The organism is Streptomyces sp. NPDC031225 (assembly GCF_055570355.1).
In genome coordinates, this window is record NZ_JBVIHJ010000007.1 from 213234 (window position 1) to 237049 (window position 23816).

The window sequence follows — 23816 nt, forward strand, 5'->3', positions numbered from 1 at the left end:
TCCGCCGCCGCCCATGATGCGCATCCTCGTGGCCACCGCCGTCCCGGCCGAACGGGACGCGGTGGCCCGCGCGTTCACGGGCACGCACCTCACGGTCGACGTCCTCGCCGCCGGTGTCGGGCCCGCCCTCGCCGCCGCCTCCACCGCCACCGCGCTCACCAGGGCCGCCCTGGCAGGCGCTCCCTACGGCCTCGTCGTCTCCGCCGGGATCGCCGGCGGGTTCCTGCCTCACGCGCCGGTCGGGTCGCTCGTCGTCGCCGACGAGATCACCGCGGCCGACCTCGGGGCCGAGACCGCCGACGGGTTCGTGCCGGTGACCGAGCTGGGGTTCGGGACCGTCACCCACCGTCCGCCCGCGGCACTCGTACGGGACGCCGTGGCCGCGACCGGGGCACGGGCCGGGGCCGTGCTCACCGTCTCCACGGTGACCGGTACGGCCGTCAGGGCCGCGGCGCTGCGGGAACGCCACCCCACCGCCCTCGCCGAGGCCATGGAGGGTTTCGGCGTCGCCGAGGCGGCCGGGGCGCACGGGGTGCCCGTGCTGGAGATCCGTGCCGTCTCCAACCCGGTCGGCCCGCGCGACCGGGCCGCCTGGCGCATCGGCGACGCGCTCGCGGCCCTGACGGCGGGATTCGGGAAGCTGGCACCCGTACTGGAGAGTTGGAAGCAGCATGACGACTGAACCCCTGCAGCCCTTGCAGATCGCGTACTCGCCCTGCCCCAACGACACGTTCGTCTTCGACGCTCTCGCGCACGGCCGCGTCCCGGGGGCACCCGCGCTGGACGTGACCTTCGCCGACATCGACATCACCAACGGCATGGCCGAGCGCGGCGAGTTCGACGTCCTGAAGGTGTCGTACGCCGTGCTGCCGTACGTCCTCGACGAGTACGCGCTGCTGCCCTGCGGGGGCGCGCTGGGGCGGGGCTGCGGGCCGCTGGTGCTCACCCGGGACGCCGGGGCGGACCTGACCGGCGGCAGGATCGCCGTGCCGTCCGAGAGGTCGACGGCGTATCTGCTGTTCCGGCTCTGGGCCGCGGACGTCCTCGACGGCGGGGTCGGGGAGATCGTCGTGATGCCGTTCCACGAGATCATGCCCGCCGTGCGGGACGGGAAGGTCGACGCGGGGCTCGTCATCCACGAGGCCCGGTTCACGTACCAGAACTACGGGCTCCACAAGCTCGCGGACATGGGCGAGCACTGGGAGTCGACGACCGGGCTGCCGATTCCGCTGGGCGCGATCATCGCCAAGCGGTCGCTGGGAGCGGAGAGGCTGTCATCGCTCGCCGACTCCATCCGCGCCTCCGTGCGGGCCGCTTGGGACGAGCCCGAGGTTTCCCGGCCTTATGTGATGGCGCATGCGCAGGAGATGGATCCCACTGTCGCCGATCAGCACATCGGTCTGTACGTCAACGAGTTCACCGCGGACCTCGGAGAAGACGGATATGCGGCGATTCGGGGGCTGTTGACCCGCGCGGCCGCAGAAGGCCTTGTCCCGGCTTTGCGACCCGACGCCCTGGCATTTGCCTGACGCATCATTGCGGCCGGCCGCGCAGTTCCGTGAACTCCTTTGGGAGGTTCGGCCATTGAGCCAGTTTCAACATGCCCAGGACCCGGTGGATCAGGAAACCCGCCAACGGGAGTTCCACACACACCGCCAGTGCCGCCGACCACCACACGTCCGGGGTGCCCAGGGCCAGGGACACGTCGAACCACGCGTCGCACACCAGAAGCGCTCCCGTCGCGACGGCCGCCACGACCACCGCCCGGTGGCGGCGCCAGCCGAGTACGGCCGTGGCGGCCATCGCGAGCAGGAGCAGGACGTCGAAGCCGACCCAGGTGGTGCGCCACTGGCGGACCGTGTAGCCGCTGGGCAGCGTGAAGGCCAGCAGGACCGTCCACGGGACGAGCCCCACCGCACACACGGTCAGCAGTTCCAGGGTGTGGCGCCGCTGCCGTCGGATCTGCTCAAGCAGTTGGGGCGACGGCGCCTCGGTCCGTATGTCGCTCATTAGACGTCGAGCTGGTCGGCGACCGCCCTCAGCAGACCGGCGATCTTCCCGCCGGCGACCTTGTCGGGGTAGCGGCCGCGCTCCAGCATCGGCGTGATGTTCTCGAGAAGAGTCGTCAAATCCTGGACAATGGACGCCAGTTCGTCCGGCTTCTTGCGCTGGGCCGCCGCGACCGAGGGCGCGGGTTCCAGAAGAGTCACCGAAAGCGCCTGGTCACCGCGCTGACCGGCGACCACTCCGAACTCCACCTTCTGGCCGGGCTTCAGCGCCTCGACTCCGGCGGGGAGGACCGAGGAATGGACGAAGACGTCACCGCCGTCGTCGCGGGAGAGAAAGCCGAAGCCCTTCTCACTGTTGAACCACTTGACTTTGCCGGTAGGCACGTCTGTCCTCGTCCTCGTACTCGTCGGAAAACTGCATCTGAAACGGCTCTTGATAGCACTGGGGCGGGTCGTCGGGACCCGCCGGTTCCAAGGCTAATGGTGAACGGGCCTGTGACAAGACGTCGCCCGGTTGTTCCTTCGGGCAGGGAACTACCCTGGTCGGGTGCGTGACAAAACCCCATCGAATTCCGCCGCTCCCGGTGACCGACTGATCCGTGCCGGAGCCATCGTCTTCTTCGTCGGCGCGGTGGCCACACTCGTCACCGTGGCCCCGTTTCTGCTCGGAACGACGCCATTTCCGACGTACATGTTCGGATTGAGCATGCTCATGGCCGTCGGCTTCGTGGTGGCCGGCGCGGGAGTGCTGCAATCCGTCGCGGCGGGAAGGCGTCAGGCGCGGGCCGGAACACAGCCCGGACGGTAGTCCGAAAACCACCCGGGGAACTCGGTGAGGTCGCCCAGCACGACATCCGCCCCGGCCTCACTCAGTTCCTCGGCGCTGCACGGGCCCGTGGGCACCGCGACCGAGAGCGCCTCGGCGATCCGCGCCCCGCGCACGTCGCCGATGTGGTCGCCGACGTACACGCTCGCGCCGTGCTCGCGCAGCGCGAGCGCCTTCTGCTCGGCCCACAGGTTGCCGATCACCGCGTCGGGCGCCATGCCCAGGTGCTCCATGTGCAGTTCGGCGTTGGGCTGCCACTTGGCCGTGACGACGATCGCCCGCCCGCCGGCCGCCTGTACGGCCTCGACGGCCTCGCGGGCGCCGGGCATCGCGAGGGTCCCGGTGATGGCGTACGACGGGTAGAGCTCGCGGTAGAGGTCCGACATGGCCGGAATCCGGTCCGCCGGGAACCAGTGCGCCATCTCCTCCTCCAGCGGCGGGCCGAGCCGTGTGACCACCAGGTCGGCGTCGACGTACGCCCCTGTCCGCTCGGACAGCTCCACCCAGCAGGCGCGGATGCCGGGACGGGAGTCGATCAGTGTCATGTCGAGGTCGAATCCGACGGTCGGGGCGGAGATGCTCGCAGAGGCCATATGGGCCATTGTGCCCGGCGGGCGGGGCGGGCGGACAGCGGGTTTTCCGGGCTGCCGGGGGCGTCGGGGCCGGGTTCCGCGTGGCTCACCGTCGCCGTTGCGAGCGCCACACCAGGAACAGCGCCGAGGCCACGGCCGCGCCGCGCACCACCCACGGCCAGGTCTCGGAGACGGCATCGCTCATGTGGCCCTGGGCGATGGGCTCGCCCCAGCGGCCCTCGTTCCTGCCCCACAGCCAGACGAGTCCGGCGGTGAGGGAGAGGCCGGGCAGGATGACGACCGCCCACTTCGTCTCCGCGTCGCTGAGGCGGCGCGAGGCCCAGGCGATGAGCCAGCCCACGACGAGGACGATCAGGTTGCCGAGTACGGCCCCGGCGACGAGGAGGGCCGCGGCGAGCAGGAGAAGGGGGTTGCTCCAGCCGCCCGCGACCGCGCCTTTGGCGCGGGAGAAGGGGCGCCGGCGGACCGGGGCGGCCTCGACGACCGGTTCGACGGCCCGCACGACCCGCTTGCGCTTCCACCAGGCCGTACGCGTGCTCGCCGCCGGAACCTCCGCCGCCCGCTCGACGGCCGGCGCCGGTTTCTCCTCCGGCTTCTCCTTCGGTGGCGGGGGCTTCAGCAGTTCGGGGATCTCCACTCCGCCCACGAAGCCCGGCACGCTGTCGCCGACGCCGAAGGGGCTGCTGTCCACCCGCCACCAGTCGGGCTGCGAGGCGCTGTCGCCGAGTTCGTCCAGGCCGGCCTGATGAGGGCCGAAGGACGTGTCACGGTCGGTGGCGGGAGCGGGCTGCGGCGGCACGGCAGGGCGCGGACCCGGTACGACCTTGCGCAGCCCCTTCCGGCGCCACTCGGTGTCCTGCGACTCGCGGTCCCGCTGTACGGGCATCGAGACGACCGGCGCCTGCGGGGCGCTGCCGGCCGCGCCTCCCGCGGCGGCGACCACCTCGTCGGGGCTGCCCAGTCGCGCGATGATCCGGCGGACGGCGGCGGGCGAGTCCACGGTGACCTCGGCGCGCCGCCGGTCGATCTCGCCCCGCAGCTCCGAGACGAGCCGCATACGGGTGGACGACGGCAACTGCCGCTGCTGCGCGACGTCTCCGACGCGGCTCAGATACTCGTAGACGACCTGGTCGCTCTCGATACCCACGAAGTCCCCTCCGGGGCGGGTGCGTTCGGTACCCCGTGGGACGACGTTAGCGCAGGCGGCTGCCGGGCGGACGGGCCCGGGCGGCCAGGTCGGCCCGCGCGCGCGTGTCCGCGGGACGTTCCGGGCGGCGGGAGCGGTGCCGATGCCGCCGGTCGGGACGCCGTGGGCGCCCCTGGCGCGGTCCGGCACCCGCTACCGTTGGTCGGATGAGCAACCCGGCCGTACCGCCGCGCTCCCTCGCGGAAGCGCTCCGGGCCAGGGACGACGTCTCCCTGGCCGCGCTTCTGCGTGCCCGACCCGACCTCATCACCCCCGTGCCCACGGACCTCACGCAGCTCGCGACCCGGGCCGGGACGCGGGCGTCGGTGGTGCGGGCGCTGGAGCGGCTGGACCGTTTCACGCTGCAGACCGCGGAGGCGCTGGGCGTCGCGTCGGAACCCGCGACGTACGCGGAACTGCTCGCCCTGCTGACCGGGGACGCGGGCGACCCGGCGGTCTCGGCGGCGCTGCCGCACGCCCTGGCGACCCTGCGGGAACAGGCCCTGGTGTGGGGCGACGACGACCGGCTGCGGCTGGTGCGCACGGCCCGTGAACTGCTCGCGCCCTCGCCGCAGCATCCGTCGCCGACGGGGCTCGGTCCGACCGTGCAGGAGGCGACGGCGGGGATGTCCCCGGGCCGCATCCAGGAGATCGTCACGGCGGCGGGGCTCGGTTCGACCCACGACGCGGTGTCGGCGGTGGCGTCGCTGACGGCCCTGTTCACGGACCGGAAGCGGATGTCGGCGCTGCTCGCCGGGCTGGCGGAGGAGTCCCGGGAGGTGCTCTCCCGGCTGGTCTGGGGGCCGCCGTACGGCCAGGTCACCGCCGACCCGGCGCCTCATCTGCGCCGCCTGCTCGCCCTGGGGCTGCTGGTGCCGACGGCGCCCGGGACGGTCGTACTGCCCCGGGAGGTGGCCCTGCATCTGCGCGGCGGCCGGGCGCACCGCGAGGTGGAGCCGCTGCCGCCGGCCGTGGAGCCCGCCGCGGCCCACCGTCCACAGGTTGTGGACGCGGCGGCGGCCGGGCAGGCGTACACCGCGCTGGCGACCGTCGAGGAGCTGCTGAAGGACTGGGACGAGGGCGGGCCCGCGGTGCTGCGAGCGGGCGGCCTCAGTGTCCGCGACCTCAAGCGCACGGCCGTCGCCCTGGACGTGTCGGAGCCGGTCGCCGCGTTCTGGGTCGAGCTGGCGTACGCGGCGGGCCTGCTGGCCTCCGACGGCGAGGCCGACGAACGGTACGCGGCGACCCCGGCCCACGACGAGTGGCTGGAGCAGCCCCCGGCACAGCGCTGGGCGCGGCTGGCGGAGGCCTGGCTGACGGCGACCCGGACGTCGGGGCTGGTCGGCGGCCGGGACGCGAAGGACCGCACGCTGTCGACGCTCGGCCCGGGACTCGACCGCAGTGCGGCGCCCGAGGTACGGCACCGGGTGCTGACGCTGCTGGCGGGACTGCCGCAGGGGGCGTCGCCGTCGCCCGGGTCGGTGCTCGCCCGGCTGCGCTGGGAGCGTCCGCTGCGGGGCCCGCAGCGCGAGGACGACCTGCGGTCCCGGCTCGCCGAGTGGACGCTGAAGGAAGCGGAACTGCTGGGGGTGACGGGGCGCGGCGCACTGTCGGCGCATGGGCGGGCGCTGCTGGGAGCGAGCGCGCCGAAGACGCCGGACGCGGTGCCGGCGGGCCCCGGGGACAAGCTCCCCGTGCATCACCAGCGGCATCATCACCCCGCCGTCGCGGAGCCGCTGTCCCCCGCCGAACAGGCCGCCGCGTCCGCCGCTGCCGCCCGGCTGCTCGCGCCGCTGCTGCCCGAACCGCTGGATCACGTCCTGCTCCAGGCCGACCTGACCGCGGTCGCCCCCGGCCCGCTTGAGCGGCCGCTGGCCGATGTGCTCGGCGTGCTCGCGGACGTGGAGTCGAAGGGCGGGGCGACGGTGTACCGGTTCACGCCCGGGTCGGTACGCCGGGCCCTGGACGCCGGGCAGTCCGCCTCCGACCTGCACGCCTTCCTCGCCGCGCACTCACGGACACCGATCCCGCAGCCGCTGACGTATCTGATCGACGACGTGGCGCGAAAGCACGGCCATCTCCGGGTGGGCGCCGCTTCGGCGTACGTCCGCTGCGACGACGACGCGATGCTCAACGAGATCCTCGCCGACAAGCGAGCCGCCGGCCTGCGGCTGCGCCGCCTGGCCCCGACGGTGCTGGCCGCGCAGGCCGACCCGGCGTCGCTCCTGGACGGTCTGCGTGCGATGGGTTTCGCCCCGGCCGCCGAGTCCGCGGAGGGCGACGTCCTCATCACCCGGGCGCTCGCCCACCGCACCCCGCCGCGCACGGCCCCCGAACCCGTGCCCGACGGTCCCCCGATCCCCGACGCGACGCTCCTGTCGGCCGCGATCCGGGCCGTCCGCGCGGGCGACCTGGCGTCCACGGCCGCGCACCGGCCGACCGACCGGCCCGCACCGGCCACCGGCTCACTCCCCCGCACCGGCTCCGCCGAGACCCTCGCCACCATGCAGGCCGCCGTCCTCACCGGCGAGTCCCTGTGGATCGGCTACGTGAACGCCGAGGGCGCCGCCAGCCAGCGCGTCATCGCGCCCGTCCGCGTCGAGGGCGGCTTCGTGACGGCGTACGACCACACGGCCGACGAGGTCAGGACGTACCCGCTGCACCGGGTCACGGGAGTGGCGGAGCTGGCGGAGGACTGAGGGGGAGCGGGCTCGCCCGATGGGGCACACTGGACGTTTGGCCGTGCCGAAGGGATGTGTACGTAGGTGAACGGTCCTCTCATCGTCCAGTCCGACAAAACCCTGCTGCTGGAGGTCGATCACGAGCAGGCCGACGAGTGCCGTCGGGTCATCGCGCCGTTCGCGGAACTGGAGCGGGCGCCCGAGCACATCCACACCTACCGGGTGACACCGCTGGGGCTGTGGAACGCGCGGGCCGCCGGGCACGACGCCGAGCAGGTGGTGGACGCGCTGGTGCAGTACAGCCGGTACCCGGTGCCGCACGCCCTGCTCGTCGACATCGCCGAGACGATGGACCGCTACGGGCGGCTCACCCTCAGCAAGCACCCCGCGCACGGGCTCGTCCTCACCACCACCGACCGGCCGGTGCTGGAGGAGATCCTGCGCTCGAAGCGGATCGCACCGCTGGTCGGGGCGCGGCTCGACCCGGACACCGTGGTCGTGCACCCCTCCGAGCGCGGGCAGATCAAGCAGACGCTGCTGAAGCTGGGCTGGCCCGCGGAGGACCTCGCCGGGTACGTCGACGGCGAGGCGCACGCGATCGAGCTGGACGAGGACGGATGGGCGCTGCGGCCCTACCAGAAGCAGGCCGTGGAGAACTTCTGGCACGGTGGCAGCGGGGTCGTCGTACTGCCCTGCGGTGCGGGCAAGACGCTCGTCGGCGCCGGGGCCATGGCACAGGCCAAGTCGACCACCCTCATCCTCGTCACCAACACCGTCTCGGCCCGGCAGTGGAAGCACGAGCTCATCAAGCGCACGAGCCTGACCGAGGAGGAGATCGGCGAGTACAGCGGGACGCGCAAGGAGATCCGGCCCGTCACCATCGCCACCTACCAGGTGCTGACGACCCGGCGGAAGGGCGTCTACCCGCACCTCGAACTCTTCGACTCCCGGGACTGGGGGCTGATCCTCTACGACGAGGTGCACCTGCTGCCGGCGCCCGTCTTCAAGTTCACCGCCGATCTGCAGGCCCGGCGGCGGCTGGGGCTGACCGCGACCCTCGTGCGTGAGGACGGCCGGGAGTCGGACGTCTTCTCGCTCATCGGGCCCAAGCGGTTCGACGCGCCGTGGAAGGAGATCGAGGCGCAGGGCTACATCGCGCCCGCGGACTGTGTCGAGGTCCGGGTGAACCTCACGGACTCGGAGCGGCTCGCCTACGCCACCGCCGAGCAGGAGGAGAAGTACCGCTTCTGTGCCACCACCGCGACGAAGCGGAAGGTCACCGAGGCGATCGTGCGGCGCTTCGCCGGGCAGCAGATCCTCGTCATCGGGCAGTACATCGACCAGCTGGACGAACTCGGCGAGCATCTGGGCGCTCCGGTCATCAAGGGCGAGACCTCCAACGCCCAGCGCGAGAAGCTCTTCGGCGCCTTCCGGGAGGGCGAGATCAGCGTGCTCGTGGTGTCCAAGGTCGCGAACTTCTCCATCGACCTGCCGGAGGCGACCGTCGCGGTCCAGGTCTCGGGGACCTTCGGGTCACGGCAGGAGGAGGCGCAGCGGCTGGGCCGGGTGCTGCGGCCCAAGGCCGACGGGCACCAGGCGCACTTCTACTCGGTCGTCGCCCGCGACACCCTCGACCAGGACTTCGCCGCGCACCGCCAGCGGTTCCTGGCGGAGCAGGGGTACGCCTACCGGATCATGGACGCGGACGAGCTGTTGGCGGAGGGCTGAGGGGCGAGGCCCCGGGGGCCAGGGGCCGGGAGCCAGGGGCGAGAGGTCGGGCTACCTGCGGCGGACGCCGGCTTCCTCGCCGTACTCGCCGAGTATGACCACGTCGAAGGCGGCGCCCGCGAAGACGCGGATCGCGCGGAGGGCGTTGCCGAGGCGGTGGGTGCCGTGGCGGTCCGAGAGGGGCGTCGCCCCGGACGGGCGACCGGGCGCTGGGGTGAAGGTCGCTGCACTCATGTCTCCATGGTGGCTTGCGGGGCATAAGGAGGGCATCGGCCCCAGGTAGCTCTTTCCTGTGCTACCTGAGTACTCCTTCGGGTGGAGCGTCCCCCACCGCGTGGAGGGGGGAACCCTTAGGGGGCCGTGCGGGCCCGCAAGCCGTCCGGGGAAATTCGTTGGCTTCCTGCCGCCCCGCCCCTCTACAATCTCCGCTCTTGCCCGCCTCCCTCCCGGAGTGCCGCCGACCGGACGGAAACCGGCCGGTACTGCGCTGCCGACCACCCGGCAGCCGCCCACCCCGCAGCACCTTCGGAGGCACCCCCTTGTCCAGGCCGTCCACGCCCGCGCCCGTAGCCGACGACCCCCTCGCCCGCGAACGCTCCCACCTGGCCGGCTCCCGTGCCGCGCTGCGCGCCATGCGCGAGGACGCCGAGTCGCTGGACATCAAGGACGTCACCGCGAACTGGGTCAACGCCGAGGTCCTGGCCCGCCAGATCGGCGAACGCATCAAGGCCCTGGCCGACCTCAGCGACACCCCGCTGTTCTTCGGCCGCCTCGACTACCTGCACTCCCCCGGCGTCGACCTGGCCGAGGGCGCGGACGGCGAGCGCTTCTACATCGGGCGCCGGCACGTCCACGACCACGACGGCGACCCGATGGTGATCGACTGGCGGGCGCCGGTCTCGCAGCCGTTCTACCGGGCGTCCAAGAAGGACCCGCTGGACGTCGGGCTGCGCCGCCGTTTCGGCTACACGCGCGGCGAGATCACGGCGTACGAGGACGAGCACCTGTCCGATCCCGACGAGGCCGCCGCCACCAGCAAGCTGCTCCAGCAGGAGATCGAGCGCCCGCGCGTCGGCCCGATGCGGGACATCGTGGCGACCATCCAGCCCGAGCAGGACGAGATCGTACGGTCCGGGCTCGGTGGCACGGTGTGCGTGCAGGGCGGTCCCGGGACCGGGAAGACCGCCGTCGGCCTGCACCGGGTCGCCTACCTGCTCTACGCCCACCGCGACCGGCTCGCCCGCACCGGCACCCTCGTCATCGGACCGAACAAGTCCTTCCTGCACTACATCGAGCAGGTGCTGCCCGCGCTGGGCGAGTTGGCGGTCAGGCAGGCCACCGTCGACGACCTCGTGGCGCACGTCGAGGTGAGCGGCTCCGACGACGCGGCCGCGGCGGTCCTCAAGGGCGACGCGAGGATGGCGGAGGTCCTGAAACGGGCCGTGTACTCGCACGTGACGATGCCCACCGAGCCGGTGATGGTCGTGCGCGGCTCACGCAGGTGGCGGGTCCCGGCGTACGAGATCGAGGGCATCGTCCGGGAGCTGCTCGACCGGGACATCCGTTACGGCGCCGCCCGCGAGGCCCTTCCGCAGCGCATCGCGCACGTCGTACTGGTGCAGATGGAGCGGTCCGGGGAGGCGCCGGACGACCGGGTGCAGGACGCGGTGGCCCGCAACGCGGCGGTGAAGGCGGCCGTCAAGGCGATCTGGCCGCCGGTGGATCCGGTGAAGCTGGTGTTCCGCCTGCTGACGGACGCGGAGTTCCTCGCCGCGCACGCGGAGGGGATCCTCGACGAGGACGAGCAGAAGACGATCCTCTGGGCGAAGCCGGTCAGGAGCGTGAAGTCGGCCAAGTGGTCGGCCGCGGACGCGGTGTTGGTCGACGAGACGAGGGACGTCGTGGAGCGCACGCACTCCCTGGGTCATGTGGTCCTCGACGAGGCGCAGGACCTGTCCCCCATGCAGTACCGCGCGGTCGGCCGCCGCTGCTCGACCGGTTCGGCGACCGTCCTCGGCGACCTGGCGCAGGGCACCACGCCCTGGGCGACGCGGAGTTGGGACGAGGCGCTGGCCCACCTCGGCAAGTCCGACGGCGTGATCGAGGAGCTGACGGCGGGTTTCCGCGTGCCGACGGACGTCATCACGTACGCCTCCCGTCTCCTCCCGCACATCGCACCGGGCCTGACCCCGGTCGCGTCGGTCCGTGAGAACCCCGGGTTCTTCGACGTCCGCGGGATCGGCGGCGCTGGTGAAGTGGTCGCCGCGTGCGAGGAGTTGCTGCGCAACGAGGGTTCGACCGGTCTCATCGCCGCCGACGCCCACATCCCGGAGCTGGCGTCGGCGCTGACGGCGGCGGGGATCGGCTTCCTGGCTCCCGGCGAGGAGACCACGGCCGAGACCCGGCTGACCCTGGTGCCCGCCTCCCTCGCCAAGGGCCTTGAGTACGACTACGTCGTACTGGACGAACCGCAGGCCGTGGTGGACGGCGAACCGGACGAACGCACGGGGCTGCGGCGGCTGTACGTGGCACTGACCCGGGCGGTGTCGGGCCTGATCGTGACGCACACGGCCCCGCTGCCCGTACAGCTCGCCGGGTAGGGTGCTGATCCGTTCCGTCATGTCCCCCCGGAGAGGCCCCCGTTGAGCACGCCGCCGCCCTCACACCCTGCCTACCAGCCGACTTCGGGGGCGAATCCGTACCAGCAGGCTCCCGGGCCGGGACCGTACCAGCAGGCTCCGGGGCCGTACCCGTACCCGTACCCGTACCAGCAGGCGCAGGTCCCGGGGCCGCCGTATCAGCAGATGGCCGCTCCCGGACCGTATCCGCCGGTGGCCGTCTGCCAGATGTGCGGGGCGACGCCCGCCGCTCCGGTGACGGTCCGTGGCCATCAGGGAATGCTGGTGGTGATGCGGTTCCTGAAACGCGAGGGGCTGTTCTGCCGTACGTGCTCGCTGGCGAGCTTCCGGGACATGCAGGCGGACACCATGGTGCTGGGCTGGTGGGGGCCGTTGTCGCTGGTCATCACCCCCTTCGTCCTGCTGTCCAACCTCAGCGCCCTGTCCGGCATCCGGCGCATTCCCGAGCCGGTCACGGCTGGGTTCCGGCCGCCGCTCGATCCTGGCAAGCCGGTGTTCAAGCGGCCGGCCGGCATCCTGGCGCTGATCCCGGTGGGATTGCTGGGCCTGGCGGTGTTCGCGTTCACTGCGCTTCTGCTCGTCGGCCTGGTGGTCGGGGGGAGTGACACTGCCGACCACCCGACGCTCACGGTCGGCTCGTGCGCCCGCAACGACACGGCCTGGCCGGAACAGCATCTCGAGCCGGAGTCCTGCGACTCCTCCGACGCGGAACTCCGTGTCACCGCCCCGGCGGACGGCGCCTGTCCGGCCGGGGGCTACGTCGCCTACCCGGAGTACAGCGAGGACGGCAGCACATCGCTGTGTCTGCGGCCTCTGAAGGGCCAGGCGCAGTGACCCGCGGACCACGCCGGCGTCGCGTGACCCGCGGACCACGCCGGCGTCGCGGGGCTCGGCCGCACTGATCCGCGCCGTCCCGTGGAGCCGGCCTGATCCGCCTGCGGGGGCGGAGTTGGCGAAGCGAGTGGTCGGCGAGGTGGCGTCGGAGACGCTGACCGGTGTGGTGGTCCCCCGGCCTGTCCGTCTCGACGACCGGCCCTAACCGCGCACTTCGTCCACCACCCGCCGCCACTCCCGTACCGCCTCCGCCGACACCGGTGCCTCCCAGCCGCCCGGCCTCGCCGCCCCGCCGATGTGGAAGGCGTCGATCCCGGCCGCCCGCAGCCCCGGCACATGGTCGAGCCGTAGACCTCCACCCACCAGAAGCTGTGGCTCGTACCCCGGCTCCCCCGCCCGCGCCGCCTCCTCGAGCAGTACGGGAAGCCCCTCGTCGACCCCGGCGGTCGAGCCCGCCGTGAGGTACGTGTCCAGGCCGGGCAGGTCCGCGAGCTGCTTGCGCAGGGCGTCCCGGTCCGCCGCGTGGTCGATGGCGCGGTGGAAGGTCCAGCGGCATCCGTCCAGCACCTCGACGACCCGTTCCACGGCGGCCAGATCCACCTCACCGGAGGCGTCCAGGAAGCCGAGCACGAACTCCTCCGCCCCGGCCCCCCGCAGCTCCCGTGCCGACCGGACCACCCGAGACACGTCCCCCGCCCCGAACCCGTCCGACAACCGCAGCATCACCCGCACCGAGATGTCCACGGCGGCCCGGATCGCGGTGACCGTGGCAACCGTCGGCGTCAGGCCGTCCGCCGCCATGTCGGTGACCAGTTCCAGCCGGTCCGCGCCTCCGGCCTGGGCGGCGACGGCGTCCTCGGTGCCGAGGGCGATCACCTCCAGGACTGCACGCTTGCTCATGGGACCCCATTCGTCGACGGTCTTGCGCGGCTACAGGTCTAGTCCAATTCAAGAATACGCCGGTACGGGGTCCGCTTCACCAGCGCGTCCCAGCCGAATGTTCGGCTCCCCGCCTCCGCCGTCGCGCGGGACAATGAAGTCATGGCCGACCTCGACGACCTCCGCGTCCGTTTCGCCCACGCCCTGGAGAACGCCCGGTCCGGGTCCGACGGCCCCGACCCGGCGCCGTACGCCGACGACCTCCTCCGCCGCTGGCACGAGCCGCAGCGGCGGTACCACACCCTCACCCACCTCACGGCGGTCCTGGACCACGTCGACGTGCTGGAGACGTACGCCGACGATCCGGACGTGGTGCGTCTCGCCGCGTGGTTCCACGACGCCGTCTACCTCCCGGACCGCTCCGAGAACGAGGACCGCTCCGCCCGCCTCGCCGAACGCGCCCTGCCCGAAGCCGGGGTCTCCCCGCAGCGGACGGCCGAGGTCGCCCGCCTCGTCCGCCTCACCACCACCCACGCCCCCGCCGACGACGACCGCGACGGCCAGGTCCTCTGCGACGCCGACCTCGCGATCCTCGCCGCCCCGCCCGCCGCGTACGCCGCCTACACGGCCGCCGTACGCGAGGAGTACGGCTTCGTCCCGACCGACGCCTTCCGCGAGGGCCGGTCCGCGATCCTGCGCCAACTGCTCGATCTGCCCCGGCTGTTCAGGACGCCGTACGGGGAGCGGGAGTGGGAGGCGACGGCCCGCTACAACCTCGCTTCGGAGCTGGAAATGCTGTCGCTCTGAGGCGCCCGGCGCCTTAGCCTGCCCGCATGGCAGACATGGGCGGGGACTTGGCCGGAGAACGGGTGACGGAGGCCGTCGCGGACGCGGTGGCGGTACTGCGGAAGGCGGCGGACCGGGACTGGGGCACGGTACGGGCCGGCCGGGTGGAGTGGAACTGTCTGAAGACGGCAGAGCACATCGCGAGCGATCTCATCGCGTACGCCGGGCAGTTGGCGGGCCGGGCGCAGGACAGATACGTCCCCTTCGAGATCCGCCTGGAGGACGACAGCGACGCCGGGGACGCCCTCCAGGTGATCGAGACGGCGGGCACGCTCTTCGCGGCGACGCTCCGCACCACCCCGCGCGAGGTCCGCGCCTTCCACCCGTACCCCTTCCGCAGCGCGAACCGCGAGGGTTTCGCCGCGATGGGCGTCGCCGAGGTGCTGCTGCACACGTACGACATCGCGGAGGGCCTGGGCCTGGCGTACGGGCCCCCCGCCCGGCTCCCCGAGTACGTGCTGACCAGGATCTTCCCCGACGTCCAGCCCGGCCCCGACGCCTGGCGCACCCTCCTGTGGGCCACCGGCCGCGGCGAGCTGCCCGGCCGCGCCCCGCGCACGGAGTGGCGCTGGAGCAACAACCTCGTCCTGCCCACCGAACGGCTCACCCTCCAGGGCGTCACCCCTGCGGCCGCCGCCGACCTGGCCACGGGCGGCGACGGCGGTTTCGCGTGGGTCGAGGACGGTCCCTTCGAGGGCACCCGCGAGGCCGCCGGCATGACCACCAAGGCCTACGAAGCCGGCGTCCACCGCCCGGAGTTCGGCCTGTTCGTCCTCGTACGGCGAGAGGACGGCCGCGCGGTCGGCGGCATGGGCTTCCACGGCGTCCCCGACGAGGACGGCCGCGCCGAGGTCGGCTACGACCTCGCCGAGAGCGCCCGCGGCCACGGCTACGCCACCGAGGCCCTGCACGCGCTGAGCGAGTGGGCCCTGGCCCGCGACGACGTCCGCAGCCTCTGCGCGACCATCGAGCCCGACAACGCGGCCTCCCAGCGCGTGATCGCCCGCGCCGGCTTCACCCGGGCGACCGTGGAGGAGGAGCAGGCCTACGAGGAGTCGGAACCGGGCCTACGCCTGTACGTCCGCCCCGCCAGGACCGGCTGACCCCCGACACCATCCCACCGGGCTGACGGCGTCCGCGCCGCTCCCGCCGACCCCTACCGCCCCTACCGCCCCTTCGGCCGCCGCAGCCCCGACGCCACGAGCAGGCGTACGACCTCACGGCTGGTGACCTCGACCGCGCCCGCCGCCACCACGTCGGCGTAGCGGTGGGAGGGTATGTCGTAGTGGTCGCGTTCGAAGGCGCGTCGGGGGACGCCCAGCCCGTCGGCGAACAGGTGGAGTTCGTCGAAGGAGACGTCGCTGACGAGGTGGGACCACATGCGGCCGTGGCCCGGCCAGGTCGGGGGGTCGATGTACACGGTCACGTGGCGGACGTCCCGCCCGTCGCGGTGCCCAGCGAGCCGACCGCCGCGACCTTCACGCCCGCCTTGTGGCACACCCAGTGCGGGTCGGGGCCGAGCTCCGGCTCCACCTCCAGGGCGTGCGGGTCGCCGGAGCCGCACACCGGGCACAGGGGCCAGCGGCCGTACCGCTCCAGGAGCGCGTCCTGGACGTCCTGGGCGACCAGTCCCGCCACGTACTCCGCACCGTCGGGCCACTGCTCCACCCACCACCGCCGCTGTACGACGGAGTCCTCGACCATCGACACCACGTCCGCCGCGGCGACCTCGCTCGCGGCCAGGTCGGCGAGCACGAGGGCGCGTGCCGCGTGCAGCGCCTGTTCCAGGGGGCTGATCGGAGCGCCGGGCGTGTCGGGGGTGTCGGGGGTGTCGGAGGGATCCATGCACCCATTGTGCGCAGGCTTGACCCCGGTACCGAGCCGAAAATATCTTTCATATGTGACCCAGGAAGTGAAGGAAATTTTCGGCAGCGCTCTCGCCTCGAAGGTGCGCACGCTGGGTCCGTCCATGACCCGCTCCATGCAGCGGGTCGCGGAGGCCGTGGCGAAGGACCCCGCGGGGTGTGCCGCGCTCACCGTCACCGGCCTGGCGGAACTGACCGGGACGAGCGAGGCGACCGTCGTACGGACGGCCCGGCTGCTGGGCTATCCCGGCTACCGCGACCTCCGGCTCGCCCTCGCCGGGCTCGCCGCGCAGCAGCAGTCCGGGCGGTCGCCCGCGATCACCACCGACATAGCGGTGGACGATCCGATCGCCGACGTCGTGGCGAAACTCGCGTACGACGAGCAGCAGACCCTCGCGGACACGGCGGCCGGGCTGGACACCGCGCAGCTGGGCGCGGCGGTCGCCGCGACGGCCGTCGCCCGGCGTATCGACGTGTACGGGGTCGGCGCCTCCGGTCTCGTCGCCCAGGACCTCACGCAGAAGCTGCTGCGGATAGGGCGGATAGCGCAGGCGCACAGCGATCCGCACCTGGCCGTGACGAACGCCGTGCAGCTGCGCACGGGGGACGTGGCGATCGCCATCACGCACTCGGGGTCCACGGGGGACGTCATCGAGCCCCTGCGGGTCGCCTTCGAGCACGGTGCCACGACGGTGGCGATCACCGGCCGTCCCGGCGGTGCGGTGGCCCAGTACGCCGATCATGTGCTGACCACGTCCACGGCCCGGGAGAGCGAACTGCGGCCCGCGGCGATGTCGTCCCGGACCAGTCAACTGCTGGTGGTGGACTGCCTGTTCGTGGGCGTGGCGCAGCGGACGTACGAGACGGCGGCGCCGGCGCTGGCCGCGTCGTACGAGGCGCTGGCGCACAGGCACCGCAGGTAGACACGAGTTTCCCGGCAGCCGTCAGTCACGCAGAAAGAGCCGCTCCACCATGACCTCCACCTCCGACCCCCGTGATCTGCAAGCCCAGTTGGAGACCCTGACCACCGAGTCCTTCCGGCCCGAGCTCGCCGACGTCGACCGGTTGCCGACCCTCGACATCGCCCGGCTGATGAACGGCGAGGACGCCACCGTCCCCGCGGCCGTCGCGCGGCGGCTGCCCGAGATCGCCGCCGCCATCGACGCCCTCGCCGAGCGCATGGCCCGCGGCGGGCGGCTGATCTACGCCGGGGCCGGTACCGCGGGGCGGCTCGGGGTGCTGGACGCCTCCGAGTGCCCGCCGACCTTCAACACCGACCCCGCGCAGGTCGTGGGCGTGATCGCGGGCGGCCCCGAGGCCTTGGTCACCTCGGTCGAAGGGGCCGAGGACTCCGCGGAGCTGGCGCGGGCCGACCTGGACGGGCTCGCGGTGAGCGCCGTGGACTGCGTGGTCGGGGTGTCCGCGTCCGGTCGTACGCCCTATGCCGTGGGGGCGGTCGAACACGCCCGCGCACAGGGGGCGTTGACCGTCGGCCTGTCCTGCAACGCCGGCAGCGCACTGGCCGCGGCCGCCGAGCACGGCATCGAGGTGGTCGTGGGCCCCGAGCTGCTCACCGGTTCGACCCGGCTCAAGGCCGGTACCGCCCAGAAGCTCGTCCTCAACATGCTGTCGACGATCACGATGATCCGCCTCGGCAAGACCTACGGGAACCTGATGGTCGACGTACGCGCCTCGAACGAGAAGCTGCGCGCCCGGTCCCGCCGGATCGTCGCCCTCGCCACCGGCGCCGACGACGGGGAGGTCGAGCGCGCCCTGGCCGCCACCGGCGGCGAGGTGAAGAACGCGATCCTGACCATTCTGGCCGACGTGGACGGCCCGACGGCCGCCCGCCTCCTGGAGGAGACGGGCGGCCATCTGCGGGCCGCACTGGCGGCCACGACTCGCTGAGGGGCGGGTCAGCCCACGCTCACCGAGTACGAGCTGGTGCTCAGCTTGCCCTTGCCGGTGAAGACCTCGGTGCCCGCCTCGACGCTGGTCAGGTACGAGGTGTTCGCCATCAGCCGCTTCTGGACCAGGGTGTTGGCCAGCGCGGTGAGGTCGGTCGTCGCGCTGTTGGTGTTGGCGACGCGGACGAACGAGTAGACGTTCCAGCTGCTGGTGACCTTGCCGCTGCTGTCCTTGTTGACGATCTTTCCGACGTAGAGGTCCCAGGTGGAACCGGCGGCGGTCACCCTCTCGCGCTTCGTGCCGAGCGGTCCCGCGCCGTTCTGGTGGTTGAGCCAGACCATCATTTCGTCGTGGGGCTGGTCCTGCCAGTCCGGGTTGGACTTGGTGTGGAACCACACGTCGTAGGCGACGTTCATCACCGTGGGCGTGTTCTGGGTGATGTTGAACGCCCACGAACTGGTCACCTTGCGGCCGCTGTTCAGGCGGATCGGCAGCTTGGTGTTGCTCTGCTTCCAGCCCCAGTGCCAGCCCAGCACGATGCTCCCGTAGGCCTTCACGCTGGTCTTGTCGCCCGTCCAGTCGAAGGACGTCTCCCAGTTGGCCTTGCCGCTGCGGTAGGAGTTGAGCCAGGTGCACTGCTTGCCGGAGGCGTTCTTGGCGCCCCAGACGTTGTTGTTGAGGTAGTACGGCGGAATGCTGACGGTGTTGAACGCCGTACAGCTGTCCTTGGCCACGGCGGGCGCGGGGGCGGGGGCCGAGGTGGCCGTCGCGGTCTGCGAGGCCAGCAGCAGGGGCACCGCCGCGAGAGCGGTCACCAGGAGTTTCCGGCGATGGTTCATGGGGCGGTTCCTTACCTGTAGGTGACGTCCGTGGACCGGTAGACGCAGTTCCTGCCGTCCGGCCCGGATCCGGTCTTCGCGGGCTCACCGGACGTCGTGCCGCGGAACTTCTGACAGATCACGATCTTGCGGGCGGAGTCACCGACGACGGCGATTCGTGACAGGCGCGCGGTGTCCCCGTACGGCGTGGCGTTGATGCCGACGACATCGAGGCCGGGTGCCTTGACGGTGACGTTGTCCACCACGACGTGACGGGTGTACTGCGTCCGGCACACGCCGCAGGAGCGGTAGAGCTTGCCGAAGTCGGACACCTCGAAGTTGCGGATGACGAACGTGCCGGGCCCGTTGTGCTGGAACACCTTGTCGGCGGCCTTGCGGGCACCGCCTCCGTCGACGGTCATCGTCTGGTTGGCGCGGGTGCCCTTGAAGGTGGCCGCGTCCTCGCCGACGTCCTCCCACCACACGTTCTTGAGCGTGCAGGTGCCGCGGCAGTGGATGCCGTCGGCGGCCGGGGAACCGATGATCACGTTGGAGACCGTGGCGCCGTCCGCCAGCTCCAGGATCGGGTCCTGGCCCTCGCCCTGACCGCCGCCGCCGAGGGCGCCGGTGCCGACGAAGCGGGTGAAGTCGAAGTTCTTGTTGCCGCTGACCGGCTTGGTCTTGGAGACCTTCTCGACGCGCTTGGCGGTGGGCCACGCTGCGGTCGGCCGCGCCTGCGCGGACCGCGACGACACGGTGGTCGAGGCCGTCGACGACACGGCGGACGCGGACGCGCCCGTGGTCAGGGGTGCGGTGCTCAGTACGGCGGTGGCGGCCAGGGCGATGCCCGCGGCACGCAGCGAACGGATCCGGATCATGCGGCCGTCACCGCCTCAGGACACGATATGGGCGCGGCCGTCTCCGGCCGGGACTGTGCCTGCGCCGCGGTGGGCGACAGGGTCACCAGCGCCGCGGCCGCGAGTGCGGTCAGCGGCGCGAGCGTGCGTGTGCGGATGGTCATGGACGCATCTTCACCAAACCCGCCGAATATTTGCATTTCGGACGGGCCGAACGGTGGTCGCTCTGCGTCACCGACCGGCCGACCATACAAGGGTGTAGCGCCAGAAGAGACGGCGCCGCAGCCGGGCGCCGGGCAGCACACGGCCGACCTCCCGGACCAGCTCCGTGTACGGCATATCGGGCTGCCGGGTCACGGCGGTCATCGCGACGGGACGCGCCGCCGTTCGTCCCCGGTGCTTGAGCCACCCGGTGATCGCGTTGAGCGGGACGGAGGCGAGACCGAGCAACTGCTGGACACGGGTGTCCTCCTCGGCCACACCCACGATCACCAGGGTTCCGCCGGGGGCCAGTTGACGACGGAAGTGGGCGAGGGCCCCGGCCAGGGGGAGGTGGTGGAGCACGGCGACGCAGGTGATGACGTCGTAGGGCCCCTCGCCGTACGACATCACGTCCGCGACGGAGAAGGTGACGGGGAGGCCGGGGTCGGTCAACTCCCGTGCCTCGCCGATGATCCGCCCGTCACTGTCGATGCCGTGCACGTGTGCCGCGCGGGTCGCCAGCAGCCGGACGAGATTCCCCGAACCACATCCCACGTCCAGGGCCCGGTCGAATCGTGCGGGCAACTGCCGTAGCAGCCAAGGGTGGAAGTGGTCGTTGTGGGACCAGGGGTGGGCGTCGCTGAAGCGGGCGAGGGTGTCCAGGAGAGGCATGGTTCATTTCAACAGGGCATGCGCCCCTCCCGGTTGACCTTGCGCACCCTCGCCCTCAGCACGTCGGCCTGCGGCGCGGCCCCGAGGGACTGCGGTGGGCAGTCCCACTCCCGGCCGCCACCGAGGGGCCTGAGCTGCACTCGTCCGCCGAGGTGCCCCATCACCTCCCCCACCCGTCCGTCCCGCGCATCGACGGCGTACGACCCCACCGGCGGCCTCTCCCCGCGCAGGACGGACGCCAGCCGCTCCGCCGTGCGTACGTTGCAGCGCCCCAGGTCGACCAGCGGGAAGGGCTCGTCACCGGCCCCGGTGAGCGGGTCCACGGCGAGGGACGGCAGCACGACCCCGACGCCGACGAGGGCCTCCCGCAGGGACTCCAGGACTTCTTGGGTGGACCGCACGCTTCCTCCATCGGCACGCTGGGTTGGTGATTCACGACACAGCGTGGCGGTCACGGCTCTAACCTGGCCAGACGGAGCGTCCCAACAACCTCGTCCGGTGGATCGGGAGTCACGCATGGCAGGACCGAAGGATCTGGACCCGTCATCGTCACCCAGAGCTTTGCTGGGAGCGGAACTGCGGCACGCACGGGAGAAGTCGGTCCTGAGCCAGGAGGAACTGGGTCAACGGCTGTTCGTGAGCGGGTCGTTCGTGGGGCAGTTGGAGGCGGGGACGCGGAGGATGCAGCCGGATGTCGCGCGACAGCTGGACGAGGTTCTCGGGACGGAGGACTTCTTCCAGCGGAACTGTGGGGCGTCGGCGAAGTCGAAGTATCCCGAGCACTTCGCCGAGGCTGCGGAGGCGGAGGCCGGGGCGACGGAGATCAGGGAGTATGTGCAGCTCCTGATCCCCGGGCTGCTCCAGACGCCCGCATACGCACGGGCCGTGTGCCGCGCGTATCAGCCGACAGCCAACGAAGAGCAGATCGAAGAGCTGGTGGCAGCCCGGCTGGAGCGCGCCCGGGTCCTCGGCGATCCAACAGCACCTCTGTTGTGGGCGGTGATTGACGAGGCGGCGCTGCGTCGGGCGGTGGGCGGGCGCGAGGTGATGGCGGAGGCGCTGCGCCACCTCGCCGGGCTGGCCCGGCGCGGTCGGGCCATCGTGCAGGTGCTCCCTTTCGAGGCGGGAGCACATGCCGCGATGGAAGGCTCCCTCAAGTTGATGGATTTCGAGGACGCACCTCCACTGGTCTACTTCGAGGGCGTCGGCACTGGTCGGCTGGAGGACGATCCGGCCATCATCAGACACCAGCGCTTCACCTATCAGCTCCTCACTGCCTACGCCCTCTCCCCGCAGAACTCCCTGGCTCTCATCGAGGCGATGGCGCAGGATTACGCCCATGAGGAACACCCCTGAGTCCTGGCGCAAGTCCAGCTACAGCGGCGGCAGCGGCGGCAACTGCCTCGAAGCAGCCCTCGGCCACCCCACCGCCGTCCCCGTCCGTGACTCCAAGAACCCCCGAGGCCCGAAGCTCATGTTCCGGCCGGAGGCATGGTCGGCGTTCGTACAAGCCGTCGCGGCCCAAGAGGTCAGGATCTGACCTACATTCCTCCTAGCGTGTGGCTTGTCGACGGAACCTGAATCCACGGAGGGCCCCACCATGACCACTGCCACGAAGACCACCCTGCCCACAGGCGAGCGCGCCGACCTGCTGGAGGCGCTGGCCAAGCAGCGGCACTTCTTGCGCTTCACCACCCGTGACCTCACCGACGAGCAGGCCGGGCAGCGGACCACCGTCAGCGAACTGTGCCTCGGCGGCCTGATCAAGCACGTCACGTCTGTGGAACGAAACTGGGTGCGTTTCATTCAGGACGGGCCGTCGTCGATGGGCGACTTCACCGCCATGACCGAGGACGACTGGGCCCGGCGGGCGGACGAGTTCCGGATGCTCCCCGGCGAGACCCTGGCCGGCGTGCTGGCCGCCTACGCGGAGACGGCCGACCGGACGGACGAACTCGTCGCCGCTCTGCCCGACCTGGACGCCGCCCACCCGCTGCCCAAGGCCCCGTGGTTCGAGGCCGGAGCGAAGTGGTCGGCCCGCAGGGTGCTGCTGCACATCGTCGCCGAGACCGCTCAGCACGCGGGCCACGCCGACATCGTCCGGGAGGCCCTGGACGGCGCCAAGAGCATGGGCTGACCCACCGACCGGACCGGCCCGAAGCTCAAGTCCCGAGCTCCGAGATCCGTTTTCAAGGATTGGTTGGAGGGCCTCAACCCACCCACCCACCCTGCGAGTTGACTCGATGCGTCCGGCTTGCCACGTAGCGTCACGATCGTCTAGCGTGCCCGCATAACGAACAGCCCCCGCCCGGTGCTACCAACACCTGCGGGGGCTTGACCGCCGAGATCTACCCAAGGGATCCCGTGGCTGACGCCAAGCTTAGTCCTGCCTTCCTGCCCGCGCACGCGACCCCGCACCCCATGGCGAACCCGGGGTACGGCAAACGCAGCACCCCCGGCCAACTCGCCCGCACCGCGCACGACTTCGCCCACCTGCCGCCCCGCGAAGCCGCCATCGCCGCGTACATCGACCGCCTGTCCGAGGGCGCCGACATCTCCGTAAAGACGCTGGCCAAGCAGCTGCCGTACGGCCAATGCGCTCTCGGCACCGCGCTCAACCGCCTCCAACAGGCGGGGCACTTGCGCCGGGGGCGCGAGCGCGTGGACTCCGAGTCCGGCAGTTCCCGCTGGATCACTCGATCGTGGTTCTCGCGTACCGCGCAGGACGATGACTGGTGGGCCGCCTTCACGCGGGGGGACGTACCCGAGGAGGCCGCGGCCCGCCCCCGCCCCACCCGCTCCCGCGCCCACATCCTCCTGGCGGCCCTGGGCCGTACGGCCCCCGCGCTGTCCCTCTCCGAGGCCGAGTGCGCCGCCCTCGCCCCGCTCCTGGCGGACTGGTTCGCGCGCGGCGCCACCGACACGGCCGTGATCCGCGCCCTGAGCGACGGCCTGCCCTCGCCCGTCCACCACGCGGCAGCCCTCGTCCGCTCCCGCCTGACCAGCAAACTCCCACCGGAACCAGAGCCGGAGCCCGCACCCCGCCCACCTCGCCCACCCCGCCGGGTCCTGGAGTGCGCCGAGTGCGGAGTGCCGGGCCGCCCGGAGGCCCTGCCAGGGGGCGTGTGCAGCGGCTGCCGGGACGGACGCACTCCCCCGCGCCCCATCACACTCCCGCCCGCCCCCGTGATCCACACCCTCGCGGACGAGATCCGGGCTGCGATGTCCCTCAAGCGAGAGGAAAGGACACCCGTATGACCGCTCTGCGGTCCGG

The 23816-nt window shown here is 72.0% G+C and carries 28 protein-coding genes; 15 read left to right on the forward strand and 13 right to left on the reverse strand.

What is annotated here, in order from left to right; genetic code table 11:
* Positions 1 to 16: 16 nt before the first annotated feature.
* Positions 17 to 682, forward strand: coding sequence for a futalosine hydrolase (locus ACZ48Z_RS14575; RefSeq protein ID WP_468736341.1), 666 nt, complete (start codon positions 17 to 19; stop codon positions 680 to 682).
* Positions 672 to 1529 carry a 1,4-dihydroxy-6-naphthoate synthase gene (locus tag ACZ48Z_RS14580; protein WP_468736175.1) on the forward strand — a complete coding sequence of 286 codons (858 nt, stop codon included), beginning with the start codon at positions 672 to 674 and terminating at the stop codon, positions 1527 to 1529. Before ACZ48Z_RS14575 ends, ACZ48Z_RS14580 begins: the two co-directional genes overlap by 11 nt.
* Positions 1530 to 1533: 4 nt before the next feature.
* On the opposite strand, the gene ACZ48Z_RS14585 is transcribed toward ACZ48Z_RS14580, so the two are convergent.
* A complete protein-coding gene (locus ACZ48Z_RS14585; protein WP_468736176.1) occupies positions 1534 to 2010 on the reverse strand; it encodes a hypothetical protein in 477 nt (158 codons plus the stop codon).
* Positions 2010 to 2393, reverse strand: coding sequence for a cold-shock protein (locus ACZ48Z_RS14590; protein ID WP_468736177.1), 384 nt, complete (start codon positions 2391 to 2393; stop codon positions 2010 to 2012). Before ACZ48Z_RS14590 ends, ACZ48Z_RS14585 begins: the two co-directional genes overlap by 1 nt.
* Positions 2394 to 2556: 163 nt before the next feature.
* Here ACZ48Z_RS14590 and ACZ48Z_RS14595 point away from each other — a divergent pair, with 163 nt between their 5' ends.
* On the forward strand, positions 2557 to 2817 hold the full coding sequence (locus ACZ48Z_RS14595; protein WP_468736178.1) for a hypothetical protein: 261 nt from the start codon (positions 2557 to 2559) through the stop codon (positions 2815 to 2817).
* On the opposite strand, the gene ACZ48Z_RS14600 is transcribed toward ACZ48Z_RS14595, so the two are convergent.
* Together ACZ48Z_RS14600 and ACZ48Z_RS14605 are read right to left on the reverse strand one after the other, a co-directional pair.
* Positions 2784 to 3428: an HAD family hydrolase gene (locus tag ACZ48Z_RS14600; protein WP_468736179.1), complete on the reverse strand. Its 645-nt coding sequence runs from the start codon at positions 3426 to 3428 to the stop codon at positions 2784 to 2786. The two genes, ACZ48Z_RS14595 and ACZ48Z_RS14600, sit on opposite strands and share 34 nt — an antisense overlap.
* Positions 3429 to 3513: 85 nt before the next feature.
* A complete protein-coding gene (locus ACZ48Z_RS14605; protein ID WP_468736180.1) occupies positions 3514 to 4575 on the reverse strand; it encodes a hypothetical protein in 1062 nt (353 codons plus the stop codon).
* A 206-nt stretch (positions 4576 to 4781) separates the two neighbouring features.
* Here ACZ48Z_RS14605 and ACZ48Z_RS14610 point away from each other — a divergent pair, with 206 nt between their 5' ends.
* Positions 4782 to 7313 (forward strand): helicase-associated domain-containing protein, encoded by a 2532-nt coding sequence (locus ACZ48Z_RS14610; protein WP_468736181.1) that lies wholly within the window; start codon positions 4782 to 4784, stop codon positions 7311 to 7313.
* Between the two features lie 66 nt (positions 7314 to 7379).
* The gene (locus ACZ48Z_RS14615) at positions 7380 to 9023 is read left to right on the forward strand and encodes a DNA repair helicase XPB (protein ID WP_468736182.1); all 1644 of its coding nucleotides are present in this window, start codon (positions 7380 to 7382) and stop codon (positions 9021 to 9023) included.
* Positions 9024 to 9074: 51 nt separating this feature from the next.
* On the opposite strand, the gene ACZ48Z_RS14620 is transcribed toward ACZ48Z_RS14615, so the two are convergent.
* On the reverse strand, positions 9075 to 9257 hold the full coding sequence (locus tag ACZ48Z_RS14620) for a hypothetical protein (protein ID WP_468736183.1): 183 nt from the start codon (positions 9255 to 9257) through the stop codon (positions 9075 to 9077).
* Positions 9258 to 9562: 305 nt separating this feature from the next.
* On the opposite strand from ACZ48Z_RS14620, the gene ACZ48Z_RS14625 reads away from it, so the two are divergent.
* Together ACZ48Z_RS14625 and ACZ48Z_RS14630 are read left to right on the forward strand one after the other, a co-directional pair.
* Positions 9563 to 11623 carry a HelD family protein gene (locus ACZ48Z_RS14625; RefSeq protein ID WP_468736184.1) on the forward strand — a complete coding sequence of 687 codons (2061 nt, stop codon included), beginning with the start codon at positions 9563 to 9565 and terminating at the stop codon, positions 11621 to 11623.
* 204 nt (positions 11624 to 11827) lie between these two features.
* Entirely contained in the window at positions 11828 to 12496 is a 669-nt protein-coding gene (locus ACZ48Z_RS14630) for an LppU/SCO3897 family protein (protein ID WP_468736185.1), read from the forward strand.
* A 201-nt stretch (positions 12497 to 12697) separates the two neighbouring features.
* On the opposite strand, the gene ACZ48Z_RS14635 is transcribed toward ACZ48Z_RS14630, so the two are convergent.
* Positions 12698 to 13396, reverse strand: a complete 699-nt coding sequence (locus ACZ48Z_RS14635) for a copper homeostasis protein CutC (RefSeq protein WP_468736186.1) — start codon at positions 13394 to 13396, stop codon at positions 12698 to 12700.
* Between the two features lie 141 nt (positions 13397 to 13537).
* Between ACZ48Z_RS14635 and ACZ48Z_RS14640 the strand changes: the two genes are divergently transcribed.
* Both ACZ48Z_RS14640 and ACZ48Z_RS14645 read left to right on the forward strand, forming a co-directional pair.
* Positions 13538 to 14182 (forward strand): HD domain-containing protein, encoded by a 645-nt coding sequence (locus tag ACZ48Z_RS14640; RefSeq protein WP_468736187.1) that lies wholly within the window; start codon positions 13538 to 13540, stop codon positions 14180 to 14182.
* A gap of 35 nt (positions 14183 to 14217) precedes the next feature.
* Entirely contained in the window at positions 14218 to 15324 is a 1107-nt protein-coding gene (locus ACZ48Z_RS14645; RefSeq protein ID WP_468736342.1) for a GNAT family N-acetyltransferase, read from the forward strand.
* A 62-nt stretch (positions 15325 to 15386) separates the two neighbouring features.
* Here the strand turns inward: ACZ48Z_RS14645 and ACZ48Z_RS14650 are convergent, their stop codons facing one another.
* Positions 15387 to 15647 carry a DUF4031 domain-containing protein gene (locus ACZ48Z_RS14650; RefSeq protein WP_468736188.1) on the reverse strand — a complete coding sequence of 87 codons (261 nt, stop codon included), beginning with the start codon at positions 15645 to 15647 and terminating at the stop codon, positions 15387 to 15389.
* Positions 15644 to 16066 carry a hypothetical protein gene (locus ACZ48Z_RS14655; RefSeq protein ID WP_468736189.1) on the reverse strand — a complete coding sequence of 141 codons (423 nt, stop codon included), beginning with the start codon at positions 16064 to 16066 and terminating at the stop codon, positions 15644 to 15646. The genes ACZ48Z_RS14650 and ACZ48Z_RS14655 overlap by 4 nt, the downstream gene beginning before the upstream one ends.
* 55 nt (positions 16067 to 16121) lie before the next feature.
* Here ACZ48Z_RS14655 and ACZ48Z_RS14660 point away from each other — a divergent pair, with 55 nt between their 5' ends.
* Positions 16122 to 17009, forward strand: a complete 888-nt coding sequence (locus ACZ48Z_RS14660; protein ID WP_468736190.1) for a MurR/RpiR family transcriptional regulator — start codon at positions 16122 to 16124, stop codon at positions 17007 to 17009.
* 49 nt (positions 17010 to 17058) lie between these two features.
* Complete coding sequence (gene murQ / locus ACZ48Z_RS14665; protein ID WP_468736191.1) at positions 17059 to 17994, forward strand: N-acetylmuramic acid 6-phosphate etherase; 936 nt, start codon at positions 17059 to 17061, stop codon at positions 17992 to 17994.
* An 8-nt stretch (positions 17995 to 18002) separates the two neighbouring features.
* Here murQ and ACZ48Z_RS14670 read toward each other — a convergent pair whose 3' ends face one another.
* The 5 genes from ACZ48Z_RS14670 to ACZ48Z_RS14690 form a co-directional block, all read right to left on the reverse strand.
* Positions 18003 to 18833 (reverse strand): GH12 family glycosyl hydrolase domain-containing protein, encoded by an 831-nt coding sequence (locus ACZ48Z_RS14670; RefSeq protein WP_468736192.1) that lies wholly within the window; start codon positions 18831 to 18833, stop codon positions 18003 to 18005.
* Between the two features lie 11 nt (positions 18834 to 18844).
* Positions 18845 to 19690, reverse strand: a complete 846-nt coding sequence (locus tag ACZ48Z_RS14675; RefSeq protein ID WP_468736193.1) for a pectate lyase — start codon at positions 19688 to 19690, stop codon at positions 18845 to 18847.
* Positions 19687 to 19833 carry a hypothetical protein gene (locus ACZ48Z_RS14680; RefSeq protein WP_468736194.1) on the reverse strand — a complete coding sequence of 49 codons (147 nt, stop codon included), beginning with the start codon at positions 19831 to 19833 and terminating at the stop codon, positions 19687 to 19689. Before ACZ48Z_RS14680 ends, ACZ48Z_RS14675 begins: the two co-directional genes overlap by 4 nt.
* A gap of 67 nt (positions 19834 to 19900) precedes the next feature.
* Positions 19901 to 20542 (reverse strand): class I SAM-dependent methyltransferase, encoded by a 642-nt coding sequence (locus ACZ48Z_RS14685; protein ID WP_468736195.1) that lies wholly within the window; start codon positions 20540 to 20542, stop codon positions 19901 to 19903.
* An 8-nt stretch (positions 20543 to 20550) separates the two neighbouring features.
* Positions 20551 to 20943 carry a hypothetical protein gene (locus ACZ48Z_RS14690; protein WP_468736196.1) on the reverse strand — a complete coding sequence of 131 codons (393 nt, stop codon included), beginning with the start codon at positions 20941 to 20943 and terminating at the stop codon, positions 20551 to 20553.
* 115 nt (positions 20944 to 21058) lie between these two features.
* On the opposite strand from ACZ48Z_RS14690, the gene ACZ48Z_RS14695 reads away from it, so the two are divergent.
* The 4 genes from ACZ48Z_RS14695 to ACZ48Z_RS14710 all read left to right on the forward strand — a co-directional run bounded on the left by ACZ48Z_RS14695 (position 21059) and on the right by ACZ48Z_RS14710 (position 23800).
* Entirely contained in the window at positions 21059 to 21898 is an 840-nt protein-coding gene (locus tag ACZ48Z_RS14695; protein ID WP_468736197.1) for a helix-turn-helix domain-containing protein, read from the forward strand.
* A complete protein-coding gene (locus ACZ48Z_RS14700) occupies positions 21882 to 22082 on the forward strand; it encodes a DUF397 domain-containing protein (protein ID WP_468736198.1) in 201 nt (66 codons plus the stop codon). The genes ACZ48Z_RS14695 and ACZ48Z_RS14700 overlap by 17 nt, the downstream gene beginning before the upstream one ends.
* Before the next feature lie 60 nt (positions 22083 to 22142).
* Positions 22143 to 22679, forward strand: coding sequence for a DinB family protein (locus ACZ48Z_RS14705; protein WP_468736199.1), 537 nt, complete (start codon positions 22143 to 22145; stop codon positions 22677 to 22679).
* A gap of 284 nt (positions 22680 to 22963) precedes the next feature.
* Positions 22964 to 23800 carry a hypothetical protein gene (locus tag ACZ48Z_RS14710; RefSeq protein WP_468736200.1) on the forward strand — a complete coding sequence of 279 codons (837 nt, stop codon included), beginning with the start codon at positions 22964 to 22966 and terminating at the stop codon, positions 23798 to 23800.
* Positions 23801 to 23816 lie beyond the last annotated feature (16 nt).